This window comes from Candidatus Erwinia haradaeae (assembly GCF_900698925.1).
Classification (GTDB): Bacteria; Pseudomonadota; Gammaproteobacteria; order Enterobacterales; family Enterobacteriaceae; genus Erwinia_E; species Erwinia_E haradaeae_I.
In genome coordinates this window covers 280,758-305,946 of record NZ_LR217713.1, presented here as the reverse complement: position 1 = coordinate 305,946, position 25,189 = coordinate 280,758, and the positions used below count along the sequence as shown (strand labels likewise).

The 25,189-nt window shown below is 29.9% G+C and carries 14 protein-coding genes; 6 read left to right on the top strand and 8 right to left on the bottom strand.

Annotated elements, in window-relative coordinates:
* Window positions 1-2,248: 2,248 nt before the first annotated feature.
* The gene (locus tag HACICURV3402_RS00890) at window positions 2,249-2,887 is read right to left on the bottom strand and encodes a haloacid dehalogenase-like hydrolase (protein WP_269472377.1); all 639 of its coding nucleotides are present in this window, start codon (window positions 2,885-2,887) and stop codon (window positions 2,249-2,251) included.
* Window positions 2,888-3,310: 423 nt separating this feature from the next.
* The gene (locus HACICURV3402_RS00885; RefSeq protein ID WP_157992492.1) at window positions 3,311-3,649 is read right to left on the bottom strand and encodes a Grx4 family monothiol glutaredoxin; all 339 of its coding nucleotides are present in this window, start codon (window positions 3,647-3,649) and stop codon (window positions 3,311-3,313) included.
* 448 nt (window positions 3,650-4,097) lie between these two features.
* Between HACICURV3402_RS00885 and galU the strand changes: the two genes are divergently transcribed.
* The gene (galU, locus tag HACICURV3402_RS00880; protein ID WP_157992491.1) at window positions 4,098-5,006 is read left to right on the top strand and encodes a UTP--glucose-1-phosphate uridylyltransferase GalU; all 909 of its coding nucleotides are present in this window, start codon (window positions 4,098-4,100) and stop codon (window positions 5,004-5,006) included.
* A 1,321-nt stretch (window positions 5,007-6,327) separates the two neighbouring features.
* Here galU and pgm read toward each other — a convergent pair.
* On the bottom strand, window positions 6,328-7,971 hold the full coding sequence (gene pgm / locus HACICURV3402_RS00875) for a phosphoglucomutase (alpha-D-glucose-1,6-bisphosphate-dependent) (protein ID WP_157992490.1): 1,644 nt from the start codon (window positions 7,969-7,971) through the stop codon (window positions 6,328-6,330).
* An 870-nt stretch (window positions 7,972-8,841) separates the two neighbouring features.
* On the opposite strand from pgm, the gene HACICURV3402_RS00870 reads away from it, so the two are divergent.
* Together HACICURV3402_RS00870 and HACICURV3402_RS00865 are read left to right on the top strand one after the other, a co-directional pair.
* Window positions 8,842-9,969 (top strand): glycosyltransferase family 4 protein, encoded by a 1,128-nt coding sequence (locus tag HACICURV3402_RS00870; RefSeq protein ID WP_157992489.1) that lies wholly within the window; start codon window positions 8,842-8,844, stop codon window positions 9,967-9,969.
* A 3-nt stretch (window positions 9,970-9,972) separates the two neighbouring features.
* Window positions 9,973-11,094: a glycosyltransferase gene (locus HACICURV3402_RS00865; RefSeq protein WP_157992488.1), complete on the top strand. Its 1,122-nt coding sequence runs from the start codon at window positions 9,973-9,975 to the stop codon at window positions 11,092-11,094.
* Window positions 11,095-11,695: 601 nt separating this feature from the next.
* Here the strand turns inward: HACICURV3402_RS00865 and ubiA are convergent.
* A complete protein-coding gene (gene ubiA / locus HACICURV3402_RS00860) occupies window positions 11,696-12,559 on the bottom strand; it encodes a 4-hydroxybenzoate octaprenyltransferase (protein WP_157992487.1) in 864 nt (287 codons plus the stop codon).
* Window positions 12,560-13,667: 1,108 nt separating this feature from the next.
* Here ubiA and clpP point away from each other — a divergent pair.
* From clpP to HACICURV3402_RS00845, 3 genes are all read left to right on the top strand, one after another.
* The gene (clpP, locus tag HACICURV3402_RS00855) at window positions 13,668-14,252 is read left to right on the top strand and encodes an ATP-dependent Clp endopeptidase proteolytic subunit ClpP (protein ID WP_157992890.1); all 585 of its coding nucleotides are present in this window, start codon (window positions 13,668-13,670) and stop codon (window positions 14,250-14,252) included.
* A 119-nt stretch (window positions 14,253-14,371) separates the two neighbouring features.
* Window positions 14,372-15,652 carry an ATP-dependent Clp protease ATP-binding subunit ClpX gene (gene clpX / locus HACICURV3402_RS00850; RefSeq protein ID WP_157992486.1) on the top strand — a complete coding sequence of 427 codons (1,281 nt, stop codon included), beginning with the start codon at window positions 14,372-14,374 and terminating at the stop codon, window positions 15,650-15,652.
* A gap of 814 nt (window positions 15,653-16,466) precedes the next feature.
* On the top strand, window positions 16,467-17,132 hold the full coding sequence (locus HACICURV3402_RS00845; RefSeq protein WP_157992485.1) for a DedA family protein: 666 nt from the start codon (window positions 16,467-16,469) through the stop codon (window positions 17,130-17,132).
* Between the two features lie 241 nt (window positions 17,133-17,373).
* Here HACICURV3402_RS00845 and HACICURV3402_RS00840 read toward each other — a convergent pair whose 3' ends face one another.
* The 4 genes from HACICURV3402_RS00840 to HACICURV3402_RS00825 form a co-directional block, all read right to left on the bottom strand.
* Entirely contained in the window at window positions 17,374-19,107 is a 1,734-nt protein-coding gene (locus HACICURV3402_RS00840; RefSeq protein WP_157992484.1) for a proline--tRNA ligase, read from the bottom strand.
* Between the two features lie 879 nt (window positions 19,108-19,986).
* On the bottom strand, window positions 19,987-20,595 hold the full coding sequence (gene lolA, locus HACICURV3402_RS00835; RefSeq protein ID WP_157992483.1) for an outer membrane lipoprotein chaperone LolA: 609 nt from the start codon (window positions 20,593-20,595) through the stop codon (window positions 19,987-19,989).
* 612 nt (window positions 20,596-21,207) lie between these two features.
* Window positions 21,208-22,758, bottom strand: coding sequence for a murein biosynthesis integral membrane protein MurJ (gene murJ / locus HACICURV3402_RS00830; protein WP_157992889.1), 1,551 nt, complete (start codon window positions 22,756-22,758; stop codon window positions 21,208-21,210).
* An 829-nt stretch (window positions 22,759-23,587) separates the two neighbouring features.
* Entirely contained in the window at window positions 23,588-25,123 is a 1,536-nt protein-coding gene (locus tag HACICURV3402_RS00825) for a TerC family protein (protein ID WP_157992482.1), read from the bottom strand.
* Window positions 25,124-25,189: the final 66 nt, after the last annotated feature.

Here is a 25,189-nt window from a genome sequence, read left to right as displayed (position 1 = left end):
TCGCAGACCTGATATTAACTATCATTACACACTCATCGAATATCTTATAATTGATTAATAACGAATTCTCATAAACCAACTGATATAAAAGAAAACTAAATGAATAATATAGATATCTATAATTATTTTCTTCATACCCTTATTACGATTAATTCATAACATGAATCAATATCTTTGAATATGACCTTAGGGATATTTAATCTCACTCGATAAATTAGCTCAAATATTAAATATTATTTAATATATCAAGATTCAACCATCCTATACTAAGACTAAAGGTCTATAATTCTATATAGAATATCTTTGTACTCTGTCTATGTATAATTCTACTAATCAGTTATGTATAATATAAACATATCTTTTCCTTATAATGACATTATTAATTCAACTATAATAAATAAAGCTTAAAATAGACTAACTATTATCTGATCACAATATGAAATATATATGTAAATCTAATTCTCAAGTCTGACGAAATATATCAACATTACAACTGATCTCTTTATTCCTAAAAAAATCAATAACTCACAAAAAACTCACCACCTCTAAAATAACTAAACGTTCCTATACATATAAAATTTTATTCCATAGATAGGAAATTAACATTCGTCCTATTGAAGATCCCCACGAAACTCACATAAAATTATAGCATTATTGTAAGTTGAATATATTTTATTTTAATGCAATATTGTGATTGAAAATAAAAAATACAGAATCAATTTACTTACTAGATCAAAAAACAAGAAAATTTTACCTTAATCCACATATTACTATTTTAATAAGAGCAGATTACATAACAAATTGTAATATCATGTCGCACCTTCTTCTAGACCAAACATTAAAGATTCTAAACATGCTTTCGACAAAGTTATGAATCAACTAATAAATAACTTGATGTATATAAATTTTTTCCATTGATATGAATCATCTCTCATATAATTAGATAAAATAATAACAAAATTATGTTTATTTATCTTCTATAAAGATAGAACTTATAAACCCACTTTTCTATCTAATCTAAAAAATTCTTAGTATAATCTATTATAAAAATGATAACAGACAATCTATTTCTTGAATAACTTGATAGAATTTTCATTCTAAAATGAATTTAATAGTTTCATTCTGCTATTATCTAATCAATGTAATTCATGAATAAAGAAATAAATATTTCTGAAAATAAATATTAATTTATTTCAACAACAATAACATTTGTTAACAAGTCACATTGCTATGAATACACTCATCTAATATAGTACTTTATAAAAATTAATATACTCCTTCTTAAGAATATAATCCATCCACTTGTCACAGTTTCTAATTTCTTTAAAAACCATAAAAAGAGATTAACTGACCTATAAAACTTGAATATCAACATCTCCTATGAGCTCAACCTAATTTTTGAATCAAAGACAGACAAAATAGATTATGATTGATCTCTTAATAAAAAAAGAACCATTTTATACGATATTATACAATAATCATTAATATTAGTATAGAAACACCTTTATTAATCAGAGCCTATCATATATCAATAACAATCACACAAAGAACTCCCACCGATTAGATGCTCTGCAAACCTTGTAGACACGCCTTCATAAATTAGTTCTGTCCTTGATATTAAAATAAAAATCTTAATCACAGTTGAAGAGATGTTCTATAATATGTCTCATCAATTTGTACATAAATTACCCTAAATACTATGTCTATAGTGCACGCAGCTCTATTCAATTAATATCTGAATTATATTATTTAATATTGCTGATCTTCATAAAAAATTATCATATAATTAGAATTCATATAGTATTCATTCAATCTCATCAAATTAAATCGCTATATCAAAAACCAACTCCTACCTTAGAAGTAAAATCTCTTTTTTAATTAAAAAAAAGATAACATTAATTACATGTATCAGAAGAATTAAAGAAATTACTAACTAGTTAAAATCTTATACTAAAAGTGTTCTTATAAGATATCAGTAAAATTAAACATAATTATAATGACACGAAGACGTCATAAACATGAATATAATAAAATAAACAATATATTATTATAAGTTATTTACTAAATCACCCAACATGATAAAATATCATATCCAAAAATAATCAGAAATATCGCACAAATCTAAATATGATGATATGTAAAATACGATAATAAGAACCATACAGAATACAAAGATCTACACTTTTAAAAACAGAAGGACTTATTTTATATAAAAATAGTATAATTCATTGTAATATCCATAGTTTAGTTATTTAATCTTAGTTAACTCCCCTGATGAAGAGATGCGGAAAGCATTTCGACAAAAAAATAATAAAGGATCATCCATTTTGCTATCACTATAACCAATGTTAATGTTTAAAGGTTTACCAAGAATTAACTCCAACTGCAATACTTTTTCATACCCTACACAACGAACTAAGAGCGCCCTTCCCCCACAAAACCTTACCATCTGGCTCGCAAGAAGTTTGACTCGAGGCAAAAAATAAGAATTACCATATACGATCTCTACGAGACGTCTAGGTGAACCAGTAATTAACCAAACTTCAGTGTCTACCGAAGAAATATGCTGCATTAGATGTGCTTGTACTTTTGGAAAAGGAGTGAGATACTTCCTAAACCAATTAGCAAACTCTTCTTCTCTCTTCGCCAGAGTTGATTCACTGTGTCCAAACGTAATAGACCAAAGAAGAAAACTTGTCAACCATCGCGATGAATAACCTTGTACTAAAAAAATGCATCCCAGTATAGGAAAAATAAAAATGAGTAAAAAAAAATTTAACGGTTGACGCCATAGAAGCCATAATATAAAAGAACCAAACATATCCTCTCGATGTAACGTACCATCGAGATCAAAAAAGATCACACGCCTCCCACATCGACTAACCACAGTCCTCTAATCCTATTTAGTTGTATTAAAAATACTAATAATATAATCTATATTAATACAAATCTCTTATTATTAAAGAAGCGTGATACTATAAAAAATACTGTTCTGAAGATCTTTTTCTTCCTTAATAATTAATATCATTCAATCAATTGACTATACTTTAATTATATAAAACTCATGTTAAAACATATCTATTTAGTACGATCAATCTCTTACATTCATATCACTCTTCATCATAACAATAAGATTACATTATTAAAACCCAATTCAATAATCATCCCTTAAACAGACTGCATGTGTTTCGCTTACCATGATTACATTTTCAATTATATTATATACTCAATAATGATATTATTTTGTGTAATTTTCGATAAAACTAAAATATAATTTAGAATTAAATGATCTATAGAATGAAATTCTTCTCTATTCTTCTAGAGAAGAAGTTCTCTGGCGAACGGTATCTTTAATTAACTTTTGCAGCTCACCGCTCTGAAACATATCTATGATAATATCAGAACCTCCACACAATTCACCATTAATCCATAGCTGAGGAAACGTTGGCCAATTGGCATACTTTGGCATCTCAGAACGAATATCCGGATTTTTCAGGACGTCTATATATGCAAAACGCTCTCCACATGCTTCTAGAGCCTGAACAGCTTGAGCCGAAAAACCACAACTTGGTAATCGAGGCGAGCCTTTCATATATAACAGAATAGGGTTCTCAGAAATCTGTCTCTGAATTTTTTCAACAATACTCATTTATTATCTCCTTAATTATTAGAATAGATATTTATATTTAATAAATACTCATACTCATATTTTAATCATATGCTCTTCGTCTATAAACAAAAAATAAATACTTTTAAAGTATCTTATACTATTCGAAAACTCTTAAATCATTTAGAAAGAATGTCATTACTACTATAGTATGACAATATCTGGTGTCTAATAGCAAACCAAATTTTATAGAATTTCAATTCTATTCACTATAGAAACACTCAAGCTAGACTCTTTTATAATTATACTCCAAAATAAAATAATAATGATCACGCATAATCTAAGTCATATTTATCTAACACAAATCAAAGAAACTCTAAACCTAATCAACAATCTATAAGGATAATAGTCATAATCCAAATTCTATGTATATTGTCTGTATCCTTTAAAAGATGATAAAATTTCAAATAAGTTAAAAAGAGTAAGTACCATGTCTCAATATAGTCAAAAAAGAATCAAAGCAGTTATTCCAGCTGCTGGATTAGGAACGCGCATGCTCCCTGCTACAAAAGCAATGCCAAAAGAAATGCTACCATTAGTTGATAAACCACTTATTCAATATATCGTAAATGAGTGCGTTTCTTCTGGTATCAATGATATTGTTCTAGTGACAAATACATCTAAATTTTCTATCGCAAATCATTTTGATTCTGATTTGCAATTAATAACTACACTGGAACAGCAAATTCAAAAAAAACTAATAGAAGAAATTTACTCTATCTGTCCTAAATATATTAATATTATTCAGGTTCGTCAGAAACTCACTAAAGGACTTGGAGATGCCTTAAGTTGCGCATGGCCAGTCATTGGATACAATCCGGTCGTGGTGATTCTTCCCGATGTTATCCTAAGTCAACATGAATCAGATTTATCAAAAGATAACCTAGCAAATATGATTGAAGTATTTAATAAGACGGGATACAGTCAAATTATGGTTGAACGAATGACGGATGTCACATCCTATGGTGTAGTGGATTGTGGAGGAACGAAATTAAACCCAGGTGACAGAACTTTTATAGTGGATATAATAGAAAAACCTGAAGAAGACAAAGCACCATCAAATCTTATAGTAGTAGGACGTTATGTACTTTCCAAAGAAATCTGGCCTTTGCTATCTAAAACACCTATTGGCTCTAATAATGAAATCCAACTCACCGATACACTTGCAATGCTAATAGAAAAAGAAAAAATTGAGGCATACCATCTAAAAGGAAAGAGCTATGACTGCGGTAATAAACTGGGTTATATGAAGGCTTTTGTTGAATTTGGAATAAATCATCAAACACTTGGAAATGATTTTAGGGCATGGTTAAAAAAAACCATAGAGATCATTAATTAATAATATCTATTATTTAATAAATAATTATTACAAGATTTATCGCACCAACTCAATATGCTACAAGTTTACATTTTGCTACTATGTTAAATTTTTATCAAAAATATTAATATAATATGTAATTATAAATCATGTTTATATAGTTCATAACTATATCAATTATTGCGGACGATATCCTGAAACTTCTTACACCTCAATATAAAAAATAACGTTAACTCATGTATAAATGTAAATGCAAGTTATTTTAGAAAACAAGAGATGCAATATCGTATAACACAATATTTATAAGCGTTGAAACACGCTACACTATTTCTATAAGAACTAAAATATTTGAAAAAATGAATACCTATAATTACATGCCTCGTATTAAAACAATATAGATACGATTCATTCTTATGGACTCTATTTCTCAATGATTCATAATCATAAAACAAGTTGATTTTGTCAGAAAACATGTCCCATTAGCACTATTAATGATCTTCTCATACGAAAAACGATATATCCATTACATATATTCTCTGTCATTTATAACTAAAATTTATAACTAAAATTTATTATTTATTTATCTGATAAAACAACAATTCCTAATAAGGAGAACAACAAAACTATTAATATCCAAGAACTCCATAATTATCTAATTATTTAAGTCATAACTGCCGATTAATAAAAAAATTCAATATAATTGAAAATCATGACCTATAAAATTATTACCTAATAATATATAATTAGGCTCTACAATCCATTATAAAACCAGACCTAAATTAATAAAAACAACACATCTATTAATCCAGTGTATATTACTGTAATAAAACAACTGGAAAAACTCTTAGACTAAATCTAATATCAGTATATTAAATTATCACTATCAATTAACATAAAATATTGCACCCATAAAAAAATAATTTTTATTATCTCTTTTTCTAATAAATCTTCTATAAAAAATACATTGTAGAGTAATATTAATAAATAATTTTTACTTTTTACCTATAAGTAAAATTTTATAAAATTCCACAAAAATACTTTTATACGATATAGATTAATATAACTACTCGCTTTTTCTTTACTAAAACTAAGCATTTTATATGCTGATACCTTAAAAATAATATAGAGATCTGAGTCGTTCAAAACTTCCTTGTTAACGCTATTATTTATTTTAAGATCTATTTTATTTATAAAAGTGATCTTAAAATAATCCACGTATAAAAATTAAGTGACTAGAACCATTTTATTGATATAAACATTCTAAAAAATTAAAAAAATTAGTAATTAAATTATACAAAACGATCACTATAACAATTATCTTACCAATTACTTCCTCATTATTTTATCCAGCAGAATGCAACAGAGATCTAACGATATCACGCGCTTCTTCTTCTATTATTCTTCGGTGATCCTCTCCAATAAAACTTTCACAATAGATTTTATAAAAATCTTCAGTACCAGATGGACGTAATACAAACCAACCGTTCTTAGTCATAACCTTTAGGCCGCCAATTGCCTCATTATTTCCAGGCGCAATGACTATACTATTAATAATTAGATCACCCGCTAACACATCAGACCTGATCATATCAGGTGATAATTCTGATAAAATTTTTTTTTGTATCGATGTAGCAGGAATTTGTAAACAATTATAACTAAATTCACCAAAGAAATTAACAATCTCATTGTAGTATTGTTGAGGATTTTTACCAGTAACCGCCATAATTTCTGCTGCTAATAAACACATGATGATACCATCTTTATCAGTTGACCATGGTCGTCCATCAAAGCATAAGAATGAAGCACCTGCACTTTCTTCACCACAAAAACCTAAGGTTCCATTAGACAAGCCATCGACAAACCATTTAAACCCAACTGGAACTTCTATAAGCTGACGATTTAAATCATGAACTACGCGATCTATCACACTACTGGAGACTACCGTTTTTCCTACAGCAAGACTTTCCCCCCATAAAGGCCGATGGCGAAATAAATAATGAATAGCTACTACAAGATAATGATTGGCACTCATCATTCCATCAGAAGTAATAATACAATGACGATCATAATCTGGATCATTAGAAAATAATATATCAAATTGATTACGTACTGATAATAAACCTGCCATAGCAGGTTTTGATGCGCAGTCCATCCGAATAACCCCATCATAATCAAGATGCATAAAACGAAATGTTTGGTCAATCGAATCATTAACAACAGTTAAATCAATTTGGTAAAAATCTGCAATATACTGCCAATATTTAATGCCAGATCCGCCCAAAGGATCGACACCTATCTTTAAATTAGCCTTCTGAATTGACGGAATATCAATAATCTTTGATAAACCCTCAACATAAGGCTGAAGTATATCCTTTTCCTCCAAATAACCACTTGCCCATACCTGATCAAAAGGCAAGCGTTGTACTTCTTTTAATTGATCCTGAATCAAAAAATTAGAACGGACTTCTAATATTTTTGTAAATTGACTATCAGCGGGCCCACCATTTGGTAAATTATATTTAATTCCACCATCTCCGGGTGGATTATGTGAAGGGGTAATGATAATCCCATCAGCTTTTAAACTACCTCGCTTATTATGTTCAATGATAGAATGAGAAATAGCAGGCGCAGGTGTATAACCGTTTTCCTTTTGTAAAATAACATTCACACCATTAGCAACGAGAACCTCTAATACTGAACACATTGCTGGCTCTGACAAAGCATGCGTATCTTTTCCTACATAAACAGGCCCGGTTATACCTTTTTTTCTGCGCTCTTCAGCAATAGCTTGCGTAATAGCTAAAATATGCGTCTCATTAAAACTATACCGCACAGCGCTACCACGATGACCAGAGGTGCCAAATTTGACTGCATGATCTATATTACCTAATTGAGGATGAAAAAGATAATACTGAGAAATTAATTGCGCAATATTAATCAGATCACTTTGTCGAGCAGGTTGACCAGCTCGAAAACTATAACCCATTTCGTACTATTCCCTCAATATTAAGACACGAAAGACATCATATAAATTAATAAAATCTGAACCTCTTGACATATTCTTCTTTCCTAGAAACCGAGAGGTTTTTAACAAAACTATACTTATAATATTAACTGTTTGCGATTTAAAAACATATCTTATGTAAACATAAGTCTGCATAAAAATATCTTATAACTGAGATAAATCCTATCAAATCAATACCGAGTTTATATTAATTTATAGAGTTTATTTCCATGAATAATTAAAATTCTAAGGTTGAACCTATTATACGCAAACATTCAAACATTAAGATATCTTCATGACCATATAACATCGAAAATACATTATATTCAATCTAAGATATGTCTACTTATTCTATAAACATTCTTACAAAGATCCAGGGAGAACGAATATTGTTCTCGATAGTATTAGTTCCTGAATCAAAAGAATAAAAAAATTGTTTTTTAATCTTTAAAGACCTTTTAATATAAAATATTCTGTGACACTCGATCCTCTGAGTAACAGTCTAAATAATTCTTAAAATTAATGAACATTATCTTACAAATCAAATATATCCTATCTCTGATACCTACTGTGCGTTAAAATAGAAAATAACTGATTTAAAAAATCATCTTTTTATCACAACCAATTTTTCTAATTAATAACAACCTCAATTATTGAAAATATAATATATTATAATTTATCTGACTGAACACTAATACTATGGTGCGTTGAATTCATCAACTTAGAAATCAATCTTAATCAATAAGACGTAATGACTCCACCTAATCTAAAACCTATCCATTCTACAAAATCAAAACAATATCTTAACTTCTATATCACATCAACACTAAATGATACACTAAAATAATAAATATGAAGAATATACACCTTGCAATCGTTAGACAACAACATCGCTTTGATGGTGGGGCAGAACATTTTATTACTAGCATGCTAGAAGCCTCAGGACTTAAAAAACTCAATCTACATATCATTGCACGACAATGGCCGAAAAAATATCTCACACACTCAACTTTTCATCCATGTAATCCAATTAAATTAGGGCGTATTAGCCGAGAACGAGGCTTTGCAAAAGCCGCTCGTACACTCTGGAAACGAGAACACTTTAATCTTATTCAGAGTCATGAAAGGATTTCGGGATGTCACATATATCGCGCAGGAGACGGTATACATCAAATCTGGTTAGAACAACGTTGTCGCACACTACCTAAATGGCGACAAAAAATACTACTTAGCAGTCAATACCATAATTATATTATGGAAGCTGAAAATAAAATGTACCAAGCACCAGAACTTAGGGCAGTCATATGCAATACACAAATGATAAAAAAAGAAATTATTGAAAGATTTGGTTTAACTAGTAATAAAATTCACGTTATTTATAATTCTATTAATACTAAACGATTTATTCCTGCTAATGAACAAGAAAAAATCAATATTCGAAAACAACTCCACCTTCCATTACAGGCGCGTATACTCATCTATGTTGGTTCTGGTTTTGAACGTAAAGGACTTGCATATGCAATCCATGCAGTAGCAATGACACACTACTATCTCATTGTGATTGGCAGGGATAAAAAAGAAGAAAAATACAAAAAAATAGCTAATGAGCTTGGCTGTACTAACCGTATTCTGTTTGTTGGCATACAACATAATATGTGCCAATGGTATCAAGCTTCAGACGGACTCATTCTGCCATCTCTGTACGACCCCGGTCCCAATGTGATTCTTGAAGCGATGGCTTGTGGTTTACCAATTATCACCTCCACTACTTGTGGGGGTAAAGAATTTGTTCAATCTGGTAAAACAGGCTATATTTGTGATGCACTTAACATTCCTTCAATTAGAGACGCCATTATGAATCTCCCTCCGTCGACATATGATAGCCATATAAGCAACTATATACGGAAAAAAACTATATCACTTTCTTCTGATCAACTAACTCAAAAACTAATATCTCTTTATCAAACAGTGATGGACTAACTTATGCGCATTTTAATGATTATTGATGGTCTTCCCGGTGGAGGAGCAGAGAAAGTAGTTCTCACTCTGTGTCAAGGAATGAGAATATTAGGACATGAGATTAGTCTATTATCATTACGCAATATTTGTCACTATCCAATTCCAATAGGAGTTAGATATCAAGTTGTGGAAACTTTAAACCATTCTTTTTCTTGGCTAAGATTATTAACAAAATCTCAACAAAAGGCATATCAGCTCAGGCAAATTATTCAAAAAAAAGAAGAGAATGAAGGCCAATTCGACTTAATTTTTTCCCACCTACACCAAACTGACCGTATAGTATCCTCTGCTAATTTACTTTCTGATAAAAAAATATGGTACTGTGTACATAGCATGCTATCAACATCTTATTTAAACCATCGATACGGATTTAGCCGATGGATCAAAAAAAGAAAAATTATGAAAGTATACCGAGGAAAAAATATTTTAGCAGTCTCTAAAGCTATCAAAGAAGATTTAATATACAATTTCTCTATTTTACCCAATCAACTAGCTATAATTAATAATCCATTTAACATTAGTTACATTCTGAATCAGTCTAATAAAGATTGTAATCTACCACCAAAACCATACTTGATACATGTAGGACGATTTCATCCAACTAAGCGTCATGATCGATTGCTTGAAGCTTATGCGCAATCAAATATACCAGCTCTCCTGGTTCTAGTTGGTACAGGAAACACAAAACAAGTCAAAAAAATCACAGAACTCATAGAAAAACTGAATATTTCAAAAAAAGTTATACTCACTGGATTTCAAGATAACCCTTACCCTTTAATTAAAAATGCAGTTATGCTAATCCTAAGTTCAGACAGCGAAGGTTTTGGCAATGTTCTTGTAGAAGCGTTACTGTGCGGAACACCTGTTATTAGCACATGCTGCCCTGGAGGGCCGAAGGAAATTTTGACAGAAGCCGGAGAAGATAGAGCGCTGACAGAATTAAATACCAACTCTCTAGCAAAAAAAATGATAGAAACCTATCTCTCTCCACCATCTCGATTGAATATCCAAAAATTAATAAAATATGACTTACTTCCTATTTGTAAACAATATTTAAATCTAGTAAAAATCAACTACAAACTATGAGTTAACAACTTTGATATTTGAAAAATCATTTCATCTTAATTAAAAGATTCGTAATTTTTTATTAACTATATTTATGATTCTAATTCAGATTTAACAATAAAGCTATAAGCTCTTGAATGATATTAATATCTAGATATACAAACTTTTTCTTTAATTTTAAATCATTCAATTATGAATGTGTAGATGTTTTTAAAACAAACTATCAAATTATAATTTCAATATACAGAATAAACTTATCAAAAATACATCTTTGATGCTTTTATTTTGGTTCGCAATGTTAAAATTAATTATTTCAACTAAGCCTCCATATCACTGTATTGGGATCTTTAACAGATTTTGTTAAAAACTCAGTAATTATACATCATATCAATTCAAATAAAATTTTTATTGTATATAGATGCGATATCTATACAAAATTATGAGAACCATGTCATATATAGACAATTTCTTGTTCATATATTTATTGCGGTTGGCATTATTATTTCTTACCTAGTCCAAAATTTATTTATAATAATCCATATAAGAAAAACTATAAAATATACCTAATGTAAATAATTCCTATGTAAAATTTAAATAATAATATTATATAAGATGTTCTAACTTATATACTAAACAAAATACCAAGAAATAAAACAAATCCAACCCAGTTATTATTAAGAAACGCTTTAAAACAATCTTCTGGATGACGATCAGCTATTAGTATCTGCTGATACATAAACAATAAAAACATAATGAAAATACTATAATAAAAACTCGGAGCTAAATGAACTTGCCATCCGATTAATATTAATACGATTAATACTGATAATTGTAAACATCCAATAATCAATTTATCATAACGATTAAATAAAATTGCTGAAGATCGTACACCAATTTTTAAATCATCAGATCGATCAACCATAGCATATTGCGTATCATAAACCATTACCCAAGCAGTATTTACTAAAAAACATAACCAGCAAATTTTCGGAAGACTTTGCGTAACCTCTGCCCACACCATGGGAATGGGCCAACTAAAAGCTATACCCAAAACCACCTGTGGTAGATTAGTATAACGTTTCATAAATGGATAAATTAGGGTTAAAAATAAACCAATAAAAGACAAAAAAATCGTTTTTTGATTCATCGTTAAAACTAAAGAAAAAGACAAAAAGATAAAAAACAAAAAAAGTATTTTTGCTTCTTTTTTTGATACTAATCCACTCGGGATAGGCCGCTTACATGTACGTTTAACATAACCATCAATTTTCCAATCAACAAGATCATTAACTATACAACCAGCAGAACGCATAGAAAAAACACCTAATATAAAAACAAAGAAAACATAAAAAGATGGAGAAGACATCTTTGATAACCATAAAGACCATAAAGTAGGCCATAGTAAAAGAAGTAATCCAGCAGGCTGATCACCACGAATTAAACTATAGTAAGCTACTAACTTAGTTATTTTATAAGAAAAATTCAATAATGAAAATCCCTTCTCCAATATATCCCATACCATAAGATATTAAATAATAAAAATCAGGACAAAATAAGCACCTTAGTTCAAGAAAGTAGAGAGATATGAAAAACTAATATAAAAATAAATTTAAAATCATACCATCATAGATAATATATAAATAAAATAAAATAAATTCAGGAAAAAGGAAAAATATCCTATTTCCGATATTTTAAAAATCAGCCAATAGAATTATTCTATAATATTTAAATCAAAATCTTCTCTCTTTTGATAAATCAATTCATCTATCATAAAAAATATATAATAATATTTGTATTAACATACTTTATAGTAACATACTATAGAAACTAATTACATATTTTCATAAAGAATCTTCTATTATCCGGACTTACATAAGATTTACTTTTTGATCCATATTAAAAATTTTGGTATCTAAAATTCTTTATTATCTAACAATAGCATTTAACATGAATCATATTCTAATACAATATGTAGTGCACTCCATTAAATGTAGTGCACTCCATTAAAAAAATTAAAAACATCTTTCTTAATTTATTGCTAATCGGAAAATCAATAATATATTGATTCTTATCTAGTAGGTTCATCATATATATTAGATCAAATCTATTCCTATTTAATAATAGTGAAAGAAATAAAAACTAAATCAAGTATTTAGAAATACATATTCTCAAACGATATAGTAATTACTTATACACAGTTCTTATATATATCGATTTTTTATAAAATGACCCTCCTTCTGAAAAATAAATCACTATTCTTTCGGAATATACCGATATGAAAAGTAAAATATTTTCTCTTGATGACCAGCAGTTACAACTTCCCTTCCAATAACATAATTTTTTAATAATTATATAACATAAAATCGCTTCCTTTCAATAATTAAACTCCATGACAACCTTGAAATACCCAAGAAAGACCCCAAATAATGCTCATCTAGATATGAAATCTTATAATTATTAACATTTAGACACAAAACTTTCATTGAAGATTTCTGAAATCCTAAACACCTCTCATGTAAATTAATTACTACCCAAGAGTAAACTAGGAGATAACTGTGTTACATAGTAAAATTAACGCGAGCACTAGAGATTTTATGACTTTAATACCAATGGTCGTTGAAAAAACCTCTCAAGGAGAACGTGCATACGATATTTATTCGCGCCTTCTGAAGGAGCGAATTATCTTTCTTACTGGACCTATTGAAGATTATATGGCCAATTTAATTGTAGCGCAAATTCTCTTTCTAGAAGCTGATAATCCAGAAAAAGATATTCACCTTTATATCAATTCTCCTGGTGGAGTTATTACTTCTGGAATGTCGATTTATGACACCATGCAATTTGTTAAACCAGACATAAGCACTATTTGCATAGGACAGGCATGTTCTATGGGAGCGCTACTGCTCACATCTGGTACAAAGGGTAAACGCTATTGTTTAACTAATTCACGAATGATGATTCATCAACCCATAGGTGGTTTTCAAGGACAAGCCTCTGATATCGATATTCATGCACGCGAAATTATCAAAACAAAAAAAATAATGAACCAGTTAATGGCAAAACACACTGGTCAAACTGTTGAAAAAATTGATAATGATACTAATCGAGATCGATTCCTATCCTCTCAAGAATCAGTTTCATACGGTTTAGTCGATGCTATTCTCTCTCAACGCACCTAATACATCACACCACAATTCATATTGTATACAATTATTTTTTTATACAAAATTACCGCATATTAAACTAGAGATATATTTCTAACCTTGTAGTGAATAGAAAATTATAAAGAGAAAGAATCATGACCAATAAAAACAAAGACGGTTCAGGTGAAATCCTGCATTGTTCCTTTTGCGGAAAAAGCCAATATACAGTACAAAAACTAATTGCAGGACCCTCAGTATATGTCTGCAATGAATGCATTAATTTATGCAATGATATGATCGATCAAGACAAAAAAAACGATCAAACAGAACCAGATCCAGCTCATTTACTTCCGAATCCACACAACATTCGTATCCATCTCGATGAATACGTTATTGGACAAGATAAAGCTAAAAAAGTGCTTTCAGTAGCTCTATACAATCACTATAAACGCATTCGTAATGCTAAAATTCCAAATCATATTGAACTAGGAAAAAGCAATGTTCTTCTGATTGGTCCAACGGGGACAGGTAAAACATTATTAGCAGAAACTATGGCGCGCCTACTTGATGTACCTTTTGCCATATCAGACGCTACCACCCTAACTGAAGCAGGATATGTTGGCGAAGATGTAGAAAATATTATTCAAAAACTGCTACAAAAATGTGATTATAACATACAAAAAGCTCAACATGGAATTATATACATTGATGAAATTGATAAAATATCTCGCAAATTAAATAATCCATCAATTACTCGCGATGTGTCTGGTGAAGGGGTTCAACAGGCCCTCCTAAAGCTAGTTGAAGGAACTATTGCATCTGTGCCACGACAAGGAGGACGAAAGCATCCACAACAAGAATTTTTAAGCGTCGATACCTCTAAAATCCTTTTTATTTGTGGAGGTGCTTTCTCAGGGCTAGAAAAAGTCATAGCAAGAAGAATAGATACTGGAATTGGCATAGGTTTTAATGCGTTGGTGACAGGGCAGTCAGAAAAAATATCAGAAAATAAGCTGATCGCACAAGTCGAACCAGAAGATCTTATTCAGTTTGGTCTTATTCCGGAATTTATTGGTCGTCTTCCAATAATAGCAACGCTAGATAACCTTAATAAAGAGGAACTAGTTAGTATTCTGAGAGAGCCTAAAAACGCACTCACTAAACAATATCAAGCATTATTTAATATGGAAAATGTTAAGTTAGAATTCCTCGAAGAATCTCTCTGGGCTATCGCGCAAAAAGCAATAGAACGAAAAACTGGAGCAAGAGGACTTCGATCAATAGTAGAAAATATATTACTAAAAATCATGTATGACCTTCCATCCATAAATACAGTTGAAAAAGTAATTATTGACCGGTTGGTTGTGGAAGGAAAAAAAGAACCTATTCTTTCACATAAAGAAGAAAAAAATCAAACATTACTAATAAAAAAATAAACTTCATCGTATATAAACTTTTGAAACAGCTGTATGAAGATCAAATTTATCTATATAATTACAATATTAGCTTTAAAATCTAATATTGATTAAAAAATAAATACAGTATATCACACTTAATATTAAATAACTAAACCACCAGCCAATTAAAAGTGGTGTGATTTTTTAACACTAAAACACTTGATCATAAGTTCTTATTTATAATCATCCTATGTTACAAAATATATTAAAACATATATTTTCAACCATACGTACTTATGTAATTTACAAAACAAAACTTAAAATCAATGATTATTATATTCTTATAATTTTTATAAATCAACTAGAGCTATCCTTTATCATCTTGTGATAAATTAATGGAATATTTAGAATACGAATATTTATATTCGTACATTAACCTTGTTAAAATATCACTATCTATCTATATAGTTTATATCTTATATTATATAAGAAATCCGCATATAATCTTTATTAATACGATTACCAGTCCAGTCAAATACTACTGACAACTACTATTTTAAATATATTATTAAACAATTATCTTGTTACTACGTAACAGAATATTAAGAAAGTGGATATAAAACATACTATAAGTAGATACCATAATGCAATCATTAATCAAAAATACCTAAAATAATCAGTCCTTATGGTTATATTCATACCTCAACCCATTGAGAACCACATGAAAATAACTAATCACAATCTGACTTGATTATCAAACAGATATAATTAAAAAAATCTACAACGAATTACATCCAATTTATATATCTAATAAGATAAGCATTCACATCTTGTAGTGGAGCTAATATAACTAATGAGTATCTTAACCTCTCTCATTCAGGCCTTGTGGAAACAAGATTACGTTATCCTTGAAGACCCCACCCTTATTTGGACACTATATTTAGTTTTATTTATAATTTTATTTCTAGAAAATGGATTACTTCCAACATCTTTTTTACCAGGTGATAGTTTATTAATTCTCGTGGGTACATTAATAGCCGAGGGCGCAATTAATTGTGTAACTACCTTACTTATCCTAACTACTGCCGCTAGTCTTGGGTGCTGGGTTAGTTATCTTCAAGGGAGATGGCTAGGAAATACTTATACTGTAAAAAAATGGTTATCATACCTTCCTCTTCAATATCATAAAAAATCTAAACATATGTTCCATCAATATGGATTATCTGCATTATTTCTTGGACGTTTTATTGCATTTGTCCGTACTATTCTACCTGTTTTAGCCGGGTTATCTGGTTTAAATCATTTGCGTTTTCAGTTTTTCAACTGGACTAGCTCATTTCTCTGGGTATTAATTCTTATCATGATAGGATTTATGTTCGGACAAACACCAATATTTCATTCCCATGCTAATCAACTAATATGTTTAATGATGCTCTTGCCTTTAGCAATGATGTGCTTTGGTTTAATTGGTTCTTTATTTCTGTTTTGCAGAAAAAAATATCTAATGATAAAAAAATAACATGGATTGTATATTAAAGGCATTATGCAACATAAATAAAAATTAAATAAATATGGAAATTATAACAATAAAACAAATAATGTGTTTACCATATTATTAGTATAGTACAATTTAAATCTATTATTATAGATTATAGATCTAGTTTTATTTGGTTTAATATTGAATAAAAAGTATAGTCGTATTTCTAATTTATACATTATATAGAATATTTTTCTATATCTTTATGAAGACATATACTAGTCTAGACCAAACTAGACACTTTTTTTAACAAACCTGTTAAGTAAGGTATGATATCACTAATTTTTATAATATGTTTTTCATATGAACGACGACATTGGTACTCAACTTCTGCATTCCGAAGATGACGTTCACTAATAACAACAAGATGTGGTATACCAATTAACTCCATATCAGAAAACATTACACCTATCCCTTCCTTCCTATCATCGAAAATTACATCAATACCTAGCGAAGATAACTGACTATATATATCCTCAGCTATATGTTTAATACGATCTAATTTATGCATATTCATAGGTAAAATTGCTATCTGAAAGGGAGAGAGAGCAGTTGGCCATATAATACCGCGCTCATCATGACTTTGTTCAATTGAAGCCGCTATCAAGCGACTAATACCAATACCATAACAACCCATTCTGACAATCTTGCGTTGTCTGTCTTTGTCTTGCACGAATACATCTAGCGCACGTGAATATTTTTCACCTAACTGAAAAATATGACCTACCTCAATTCCACGTTTAATAAAAATAGTACCTTTCCCATCAGGACTGATATCACCTGAAACAACGTTACGAATATCTTCAATGCGCGGTATTGGCAAATCGCGCTCCCAATTAATACCACTCAAGTGCCATCCATCAATATTCGCCCCTGTAATAAAATTACTCATCAAGGACACAGAGCGATCAGCAATAATAGGTATATTAAGACCAACTGGTCCTAATGAGCACAAACTAACACTTACCTTTTCACGAATCTCCTCTTCACTAGCAAAACTCAATGGTTTAGCAACAATATCAATACTTTCGGCTTTAATGATATTTAATTGATGATCTCCTCGAATTAGAAGAGCAATAAATTCAGAACTACTTTCTTTAGAAGCTTTTACTACAATTGTTTGTACTACATCTGTAAGTGAAAGATCAAATTGAGTAACAAGATCTTTGATATTTGTAATTCCTTCTGTTTTAAATTCACGTTTTATTTTAGTAGAAAAGTTACGATTTCCAGAAACCGATATTGCTTCAGCAATGTCTATATTGGCCGCATACTCCGATTCAGTAGATAATGCAATACAATTGTCACCACTTTGAGCGAAAATATGGAACTCATGAGAAATTTGACCTCCAATACTTCCGTTATCTGCCTCTACGACACAAAAATTCAAACCTATTCTCTTAAAAATATGACTATAAGCATGATGCATAGCAAAATAAGTCTCCTGAAGAGATTTCTGCGTTGCATGAAATGAATAACCATCTTTCATTAAGAATTCACGAGATCGTATAACTCCAAACCGAGGACGTATTTCATCACGAAACTTAGTTTGGATTTGGAATAAGTTCAATGGTAACTGTTTGTATGAACTAAGCTCGTATCGAATTAAATTTGTTATTACTTCCTCATTAGTCGGACCAAGGACAAAAGAGCGATTACTCCGATCAAAAAATCGAAGTAATTCTAAACCATAATTCTCCCAGCGCCCACTTTCTTTCCATAAATCAGCCGGTTGCACAATAGGCATAGAAATTTCTAATGCCCCAATATTATTCATCTCTTCACGTATAATGTTTTCCACTTTTTTTAATACACGCAAACCAGTTGGTAACCAAATATATAACCCAGATGCTAACTTCCGAATCATTCCAGCACGCAACATTAAGTTATGACTGACCAGCTCAGAATCAGAAGGCTCATCTCTAAGAGTAGAAAGAAGATATTGAGTAGTACGCATGAATTATCAATTTATATAAAATGACCCAAGGAATAAAAAATATACTCACACCATATCTTTTATCATTAAAAATTATATATATTCATTTTATAGTGAATATATCGAAATATTTTATATAACAATCAATTGAAATATTTCCCAACTTATCTAAAGAATTCAAATTTATGTGACTTCTAAGTAAATTAGAAACAGAGATTACTTATTAAGTTATATTACATACTTTTTCTCTGTAAACTGAAAAATTAAAAACATTAATAACTGAAATATACTTAGAGTAATTAAATATCAAATATGAAACATTCAAAATACGAAAATCATCATTATAAAATATGCTCACTAGATCATATAATCGTTAAAATATCTAATTCAAAAATTTAATAAATCATCGCAAACTAAAATATTAAAATTTATCAGTACTCTATAATTTATATCTTATAGATATATCAAAATATCAAAATATTCTATTCTAGAATAAAAAAAACAAATCTCTGATCTAAATTTATCGCCTATCAGTAACCCTAACTACAAAGTAGGATCACAGATCGATTTCTAATTCTTCTTTTATGTCAAGACTATCATAAAAAAACTAAAAATATTTATAGTAAAATACTGTAGAATCTTCTATATATTTTCACAGACATATAAAAGTTAAATCAAAATTATTATAACATATAGATCTTGAATTTTAAAATATTTTTTTAGAAAACTTTATTTATGTTAACAGATAAAACTAATCGTTATTCAAAATAAATAGTTCTATATTAATTTATTTATTATAAATATACATGTTAAACAATCAAATAATACGAGCCATTAAAGAAATCTATGACCTCTATATTGGTATATAAAGGTAAATTTCATTCTTCAGATAAGATTCTTCTATCTTTGATCATCGATCGTCACTCCGGAAGGAAATATAAGTTTAAATTGATTCATATCTACTAGTATATTTTTTTGATTGTGAAAATCATAACTACTGTACAATCCGCTCTCCTCTATAGCACTAAATCGATTAATTATACCAGATTTAGTGATTTCAATAGAAAATTTAATAAGATCTTTTTCACTCTTTTTAGGAGTAAAAAAGAAGTTATCATTTTTTTGTATTATATTATAATCTTCCCAATCAGAATTCTTCTTGCCTACAATTAGCATTAATGGACTATAACTCAGATCATTTTTTATACGATAAATCACAACTTGATTAATTAAAGGATGATAAAAAAACATGTCTCGTCCATCCGACAGTAATATATTTTCATCCGGACTAAATACATGCCAGTAAAATTGATTAGGTCGTTGCACCCAAAGTTCACCATCAGACTCCTGTATCAAAATATTATTTTTATCCATAACCTTCTGATGAAATTTTAAATATATACCACTGACTTGAGCTAAACGCTGTTGTAAAATACTCTGTGGATCCGCTAAAACAGTTATAGGAGTCAAGATATATAAAAAATAAAAACCAATCGATATTATTTTCATTACAAAATATCATTATAAAATACATTAAAAAATAAGATACAAACACTCATTAATTCTTTCAATAAAGATAACATCTTACAAACACCCTTCTCTCTATTATTCTTGTAATCCAATCCAAAGCTAGAAACCTGAACATCTCTTGTTATATCTCAAGAGTCATTAGAATATATAAAAAATCGACTTTATTATTCATTAAATATAAACTAAACAAAAGAAAAACTACTAACCATCAACATAAAAATTTCATTTTATAACTTATTTAAAAAAAATTATAAAAAATCACTTCAAATACCATAATTCTTTTTCAATAGTTATTATTACAATATTTATGAATATATATCAATCATAAAAAATTGCATATACTAAAGTAAATAGAGATTTTATAAATACTTAAGTTTTTAAATCAAAAACTAATACAACATAATTATTTAGCACTATATTTTGATATAAACATCTATACTATAATCTATAAAAAATGCAATATCCCTCAATTATTTTACAAAATAAACCCTATTCATAAACTATAGCCACCATACAACATGATTCCATCATTATATCTTTCAGAAAAACTATATAATTACTACTATTCTATCACCAATTAATGTATCTTTTTCAACTAAATTCTCCCGTTTTATACAAAGGAATCACATCACGGAGACGAAAACCAAGTACACCTAACATTAGAATATAAGAACTAAAACCAATGAAAATTACTATGATTAATCGTGCTAATCGTTCCATCATACCCCCGCTGTCCCATATGGGCATAATATATAGCACGCTAACTAACGAAGCAACCATCACTAAAACAGAGATAATTAATCGAAAAAAGAAATATATCCAGCCCGGCTGAGGGACAAATAATTTCTGTTTACGTAATTGCCGATAAAGAAGTGCAGTATTTAGACAAGAAGCCAATCCAATAGAAAGCGATAACCCAGCATGCTTGAATGGCCCAATTAGCACTATATTCATAATCTGTGTGGCTAATAATGTAAATACTGAAATCTTTAACGGAGTTTTTATATTCTGGTGAACAGAAAAACCCAGTACCAATACTTTAATGATAATCAATCCTATTAATCCCACCGAATAGGCCACTAATGCATGTTGAGTCATTCCTACATCAAAATCAGTAAAATTACCATATTGAAACAAAACTATAATAAGAGGTCTCGCTAAAATACCTAATGCCACCGCGCTGGGGAGGGCTATAAGGAAACCAAAACGCAAGCCCCAGTCTATTAGATATGAATATTCCGTAAAATTGCCGCTGCTCACGCTTTTTGCTAATAAAGGAAATAAAATAGTACCTAACGTTACTCCTAACACTCCAACAGGAAATTCCATCAATCGATCAGCATAATATATCCATGAAATAGAACCAGGACTCAAAAACGAAGCAACGATAGTATTAATAATAAGAGAAACCTGACTTACTGAAACACCGGGGACTAATGAACCCATATGATGCACTAAACGCCAGACATCCATATCGTGAAAAACTAAACGCGGTAGAACTAATAAACCTATTTTTTTTAAATATGGTAGTTGATAACCAAGTTGTAAAATACCACCTATTAATACTGACCAAGATAATGCCGTAACAGGAGGATGGAAATGTGGCGCAGCAAATAATGCAAAAAAAATTATACTTAAATTAAGAAATGCAGGAGCAAGTGCTGGTACAGCAAAGTAATTCCATGTATTAAGAATGCATCCAACTAATGAGGACAAAGATATTAGTAATATATAAGGAAGTGTAATACGTAAAAGCGTTGTAGTTAACTCAATTTTATCAACAGTGTTAGCAAAACCAGGGGCTGTTACCTTAATTAACCAAGGAGCAATTATTATTCCTAAAATAATAACTATCCCTAATACTAGCGTTAACAATCCAGCAACATGTGTGATAAAGACTTTAGTCACCTCTAGATTCTTCTTACCTTTATATTCAGAGAGAAAAGGAACAAACGCTTGAGAAAAAGCTCCGTCAGCAAAAAAACGACGTAATAAATTAGGTAACTTAAAAGCAACAAAAAAAGCATCAGTCACTATACCTGAGCCAAAAATCCTTGCTATAACAGCATCCCTAATAAAACCTAATAACCGAGAAAAAACAGTCATAAAACTAACCGCTACCAACGCCTTTAAAAGATCCATCTGTGTCCTGCGCATAATTTTTACATATCTTGGAATAACATTTATATTAAACACAATCTGTACTCACTATCACATTAAGGACCATCTAACTACCATAAAAATATTTCTCTAACTAGTTATCACCCTTCTCCATACCCATAATAAGAAAAAAATTTTTTATACATTTATATGCAATATATTGCATATAAAACTACTATCCTCTTTTAATAAAAATTTTCATTAACCTATAATTTTGTAATTACCTTACAATTGGCTTTCATCCCAGAAATATCGAGGTTTGCTCTAATAGAGCTATGCGTTATTAAGTAATATATACAATCTTATTCTTGTATATAACGTTTATATATTCAAATAAGAATCTAAACTAGTCTTAATGAAACTTATTCTAATACATAGTATAATTTCTCTTTATCAGAAATTATTTATCATAAACAGTTACTAATTTTTAATAACTTTCTTATAGAAGCATTTAATTTTATTAAATATAATAAAAATGGAATTATGTGTAATAGAAAACTCTATACTAAAACCCTCTCCTTCTTGATATTAATCAACATAAATAATAAATGTATTTTTAATACAACTTTTCAATCGTATCGAAAAAGATAGATTTTCTAGCATACTCTAATATCTTATTTCTTATCTCTAAATCTGTGCATAATATGTGTATAGGACTCTTATATAAAAGTATTATTCTTTTAAGAAAAATACTTGATTCAAATCTTACCAAGAAAATTAGATCTATTAAAATCAATCTCATAATACATATCAGCCACTGAGTAACATCTTTTTAATAATATAATAATAGTTGTATCAACTAGTTATATTATTAAAATTTAATAATACGTACAAGATTGATACAATAATCACTAGCTTCTACAATTTGAAAACGCAGTGGTGGCATATCAATCACCTCACCAGTTAAAGGTAAACGACCTTGGCATTTAATTAATAAACCCGCTAAAGATTCATGATCATTTTCTGGTTTAATTAATTCTTTATAATCTAATACATGTTGTAATGAATGCAAGTCCGTACCACCTTTCACCAACCACCCATCTCCATCTGCCATAATATCAGGAGTTTCGTCTTCATCAGGAAATTCACCAGCAATAGCTTCCAAAACATCTAAGGGTGTAATTAAACCCTGGACTATACCAAATTCACTAGTAACAACAACAAAACTACCTTTCGCTCGACGAAGAACACCAAGGAGGTTTAATGGATTAAGAGTATCTGGAACAATAATTGGCGGTGTAGTAGTAGAGAAAGAAGAAATATCGATATCATGATCTAATGCTACTAACAATTCTTTTGCTCTAACAACACCAACAATCTTATCTAGTCCACCACGACATACTGGAAACAAACTATGTGGTGTATCCAGCAACTGAATACGCACTTCATCTGGAGAGCAAGTTAGATCTACCCAAGAAATTTCTCCTCGTGGCGTCATAATACTCCGTATAGAACGTGACGCTAAAGTTAAAACAGCGTTAATCATATAACGCTCCTCATCTTTAAAAGCCTCTTGAGGTGCAATAGTTTCTATTGTACTATTATCTATACCATGCGACTCATTCTGTCGATCTCCTCCTATCAAACGCTGAATAGCCTCCGCGGTTCTTTCTCGCATAGGTCGACGTTCCTCATAACGCATAAAATTGCGTCGAGCCATTTGATTAAATAACTCGATAATAATAGAAAAGCTAATTGCTGCGTACAAATAACCTTTCGGTATATGAAAACCAACACCTTCTGCTACTAGACTAAGCCCAATCATTAAAAGAAAACTAAGACACAAAACAACTACAGTCGGATGACTATTCACAAAACTAGTTAAGGGCTTCGAGGCAAGCAGCATCACACCCATGGCAATCACCACCGCAATCATCATCACCGATAAGTTATTTACCATACCTACTGCAGTAATAACTGCATCAAGAGAAAACAACGCATCAAGAACAATAACCTGTATTACAACTGACCAAAAACTAGCATAGCCTTTATGACCTAAACTATTCATATCGTGATTTTCTAAACGCTCATGAAGTTCAATCGTCGCTTTAAATAATAAAAAAACACCTCCCGTCAGTAAAATTAAATCACGTCCAGAAAAACTAATGTCACCTATACTAAAAAATGGACGCCTTAAAGTAACCATCCAGGAAATTAAAGAAAGAAGACCTAGTCGTGTTATCATTGCGAGTGACAATCCAGTCAGGCGGGCCTTGTCGCGCTGATTTGGAGAAAGTTTATCTGCTAATATGGCAATAAAAACTAAGTTATCAATGCCTAAGACAATTTCAAGCATAACCAACGTAAGAAAACCCGCCCATATCGAGGGGTCTAAAAGAAATTCCATGCATAACTCCGAAAAAAGACACGAGAAAATACAGTATTTTTTTGTTAAAACAATCACAGATTGTAT